The sequence below is a fragment of the Cellulomonas citrea genome, assembly GCF_009829685.1.
In the GTDB taxonomy this organism is placed as follows: Bacteria; Actinomycetota; Actinomycetes; order Actinomycetales; family Cellulomonadaceae; genus Cellulomonas; species Cellulomonas citrea.
This window is the reverse complement of sequence record NZ_VWSD01000223.1, coordinates 1-3,198: the sequence shown is the minus strand read 5'-3', so window position 1 is coordinate 3,198 and position 3,198 is coordinate 1. Positions and strand designations below refer to the sequence as shown.

Here is a 3,198-nt window from a genome sequence, read left to right as displayed (position 1 = left end):
GCCCGAGGGCGGTCGGGACGCCAAGGGTCAGCACGTCGCGAACCTGCTGGCGTTCCAGCCGGGCGAGACCATCGCCCAGGTGCTCGACCTGCGCGACTACGAGCAGGCGGAGTACCTGGTCCTGGCCCAGTCGTCCGTCGCGGCGAACACGGCGGTGCGCACGACGGCGGCGCGCTGGTACGCCAGCGTCGGTCGCAGCGCGTACTCCAGGGCCAACGAGTGCCGGGCGGTGCCGCCGGTCGCCCCCAGCAGCACCGGGATCCCGTCGAGCGTGCCGGGTTCGAGCACGTCGAGGAACGACTTGACCAGCCCGGCCACCGACGCCCCGTAGACCGGGCTCACCAGCACCACGCCGTCGGCCGCCGCGAGCGCGTCGAGCGTCTCGCGCAGCGGCCCGGAGGCGAACCCGGTGAGGGTCGCGTCGACGGTGGCGTGGGCCAGGTCGCGCAGGTCCACGGTGTGCACCTGGGCCTGGAGGCCGCGGGCGGCCAGCGCGGTCACGGTGGCGGCGGCGAGCCGGTCGGCGAGCAGCCGGGAGCTGGACGGCTGCGAGACGCCGCCGGACAGCACGACGAGCGAGCGGGTGGTCATGAGGTTCCTCCGAACCGGTCGGGCGGGGTGTCAGTGGGTGCGGGGCTCGACGGCCAGGGCCGCGGCCTCGTCGTCCTCGGCGGTCTTGCCGGTCCAGTGGTCGGCCTCGGCCGACACCTGGGTGGAACCGGCGGTGCCGGCCGCGCGGGCCGCAGCGACCAGGTCGGCGTGCGACGGCGGGTTCGCCGGGACGTCGGCGGGACGACGGGCCTCGGCCTCGGCGCGCAGCACCGGGACCACCTGCTCGGCGAGGAGGTCGATCTGCTCGAGCACGGTCTTGAGCGGCAGGCCGGCGTGGTCCATGAGGAACATCTGGCGCTGGTAGTGCCCGACCTGCTCCCAGAAGGCCCCGTACCGGTCGATCACCTGCTGCGGCGAGCCGACGGTGAGCGGGGTCTCGTGCGCGAACTCCTCGAGCGTCGGCCCGTGCCCGTAGACGGGGGCGACGTCGAAGTAGGGGCGGAACTCGTTGACGGCGTCCTGCGAGCGGGGCCGCATGAACACCTGCCCGCCGAGCCCGACGATCGCCTGGTCGGCGCGGCCGTGCCCGTAGTGCTCGAACCGCTGCCGGTAGTAGTTGACCATCTGGGCGGTGTGCTCCATCGGCCAGAAGATCGCGTTGTGCAGGAACCCGTCGCCGTAGTAGGCGGCCTGCTCGGCGATCTCGGGGGAGCGGATGGAGGCGTGCCACACGAACGGCGGGACGCCGTCGAGCGGGCGCGGGGTCGAGGTGAAGCCCTGCAGCGGGGTGCGGAACTTGCCGGTCCAGTCCACGACGTCCTCGCGCCACAGCCGGCGCAGCAGCGCGTAGTTCTCGACGGCGAGCGCGATGCCCTGCCGGATGTCCTTGCCGAACCACGGGTAGACGGGGCCGGTGTTGCCGCGGCCCAGCATGAGGTCCATCCGCCCGTCGGCGATCACCTGGAGCATCGCGTACTCCTCGGCCAGGCGCACCGGGTCGTTGGTGGTGATGAGCGTGGTGGCGGTGGACAGGGTGATCTGCGTGGTCACCCCGGCCAGGTAGCCGAGCATGGTGGTCGGCGAGGAGGGCACGAAGGGCGGGTTGTGGTGCTCGCCGGTGGCGAACACGTCCAGGCCGGCCTCGTCGGCGTGCCGGGCGATGGTGAGCATGGCGCGCACCCGCTCGGTGTCGTCGGGCGTGCGCCCGGTGTGCGGGTCCGGCGTGACGTCGCCGACGGAGAAGATGCCGAACTGCATGATGCGCCTCACGATCTATGCGTTTGCATGAACTTTCGCCTCAACCGGGGGCACCCGCGCCCTATTCCCGCGCCCTCCGGGCCCGCACAGCGGGTATCAGCGCGGCGGACGCCGCCTCCTGGTTCTCATATGTCCGCGCCGGAGAGGACCGCCATGCCCGTGACGATCGGACTCGACCCGTTCACCAGGGCCATGAGCGCCGCGGTGGCGCGCGTGCACCTGCCCGGGACGGTCGGGTACGAGGCGCTCACCGCCACGCACGACCCCCGGCGCCGGGCCGGTGCGACGCTCGTCGTCGAGGCGCTCACCGCGCACGACGTCGCCGCCGCGGTGCGCACGGCCGGTGAGCACCGGGTGCCGGTCGCGGTCCGCGGCATCGGACGAGGGCTCGTGCCACCCGGCTGCGTCCTGGTCTCGACCCGCTCGCTCGACACGCTCGTCGTGCGGCCCCAGCACCGCACCGCCCAGCTCGGCGCCGGGGTGCGCTGGTCGACCGTGCTGCACGCCACCGCACGCCACGGCCTGGCCCCCGTGTGCGGGGCCGACGCCGCGGTCGGGGCCGTCGCCCACCTGAGCTGCGGCGGGCTGGGACCCGTCGCACGCTCGCACGGGGTCTCCAGCGACCGGGTGATCGGGCTCGAGGTCGTCACCGGCGACGGGGTGCTGCGCTCGGTCTCGGCCGAGGAGCACCCCGACCTGTTCTGGGCGCTGCGCGGTGGACGCGGCTCGTTGGGCATCATCACCTCGGCCCTCATCGAGCTGGTCGAGCAGCCGGAGGTCTACGCCGGCACGCTGTGGTTCGACGAGGTGGACGTCCCGGCCGTGCTGCGCGCCTGGGCCCGCTGGGCCGCGCAGCTGCCGGTGGCGGGCAGCACCTCCGTCGCGGTCGCCCGGATGACGACCGTGCCGCACGTGCCGTCCGTCCTGGCGGGCTTCACCACGCTGGCGCTGCGCTTCGCCTGGACCGGGGACCCGGCCGAGGGCGAGCGCCTGATCGCCCCGATGCGCGCGCTCGCCGCCCCGCTCATCGACACGGTCGGGGTGATGCCCTACGCCGCGATCGGTGCGGTGCACGCCGACCACGCCGGTCCGGGGCCCCGGCAGCGGCACACGGTGCTGCTGCACGAGCTCGGCCCGGCGGCCGCCGACCGTCTCGTCGAGCTCGTGGGCCCGGGCAGCGGCTGCCTGCAGCAGTCGGTGGAGGTCCGCCGGCTCGGCGGTGCCGTCCGGGAGCCGCTGCGCGGTGCGTCCGCGGTCGCCCACCGCGACGCGCCGTGGGCGCTCACCACGGTGGGCACCGCGTCCACGGGCACGCCCGACCCGGTGGCGGACGACGCGCGCCGCATCACCCAGCAGATGGCGCCCTGGTGCCGTCCAGGGGCGCTCGCC

The 3,198-nt window shown here is 74.5% G+C and carries 3 protein-coding genes; 1 reads left to right on the top strand and 2 read right to left on the bottom strand.

Features of this window, described 5'->3' with window-relative positions; translation table 11 throughout:
• Positions 1–96 precede the first annotated feature (96 nt).
• Both F2B26_RS15340 and F2B26_RS15335 read right to left on the bottom strand, forming a co-directional pair.
• Positions 97–591, bottom strand: a complete 495-nt coding sequence (locus F2B26_RS15340) for a CE1759 family FMN reductase (protein WP_159810838.1) — start codon at positions 589–591, stop codon at positions 97–99.
• A 30-nt stretch (positions 592–621) separates the two neighbouring features.
• Positions 622–1,809: an LLM class flavin-dependent oxidoreductase gene (locus tag F2B26_RS15335; RefSeq protein WP_159810840.1), complete on the bottom strand. Its 1,188-nt coding sequence runs from the start codon at positions 1,807–1,809 to the stop codon at positions 622–624.
• 153 nt (positions 1,810–1,962) lie between these two features.
• Between F2B26_RS15335 and F2B26_RS15330 the strand changes: the two genes are divergently transcribed.
• On the top strand, positions 1,963–3,198 hold a 1,236-nt coding region (locus F2B26_RS15330; protein ID WP_159810836.1), incomplete at its 3' end, for an FAD-binding oxidoreductase.

Excerpts from the sequence above, each read along its gene's own strand:
- F2B26_RS15340 (WP_159810838.1), bottom strand. The coding sequence starts at position 591 with ATGACCACCCGCTCGCTCGTCGTGCTGTCCGGCGGCGTCTCGCAGCCG.
- F2B26_RS15335 (WP_159810840.1), bottom strand. The coding sequence starts at position 1,809 with ATGCAGTTCGGCATCTTCTCCGTCGGCGACGTCACGCCGGACCCGCAC.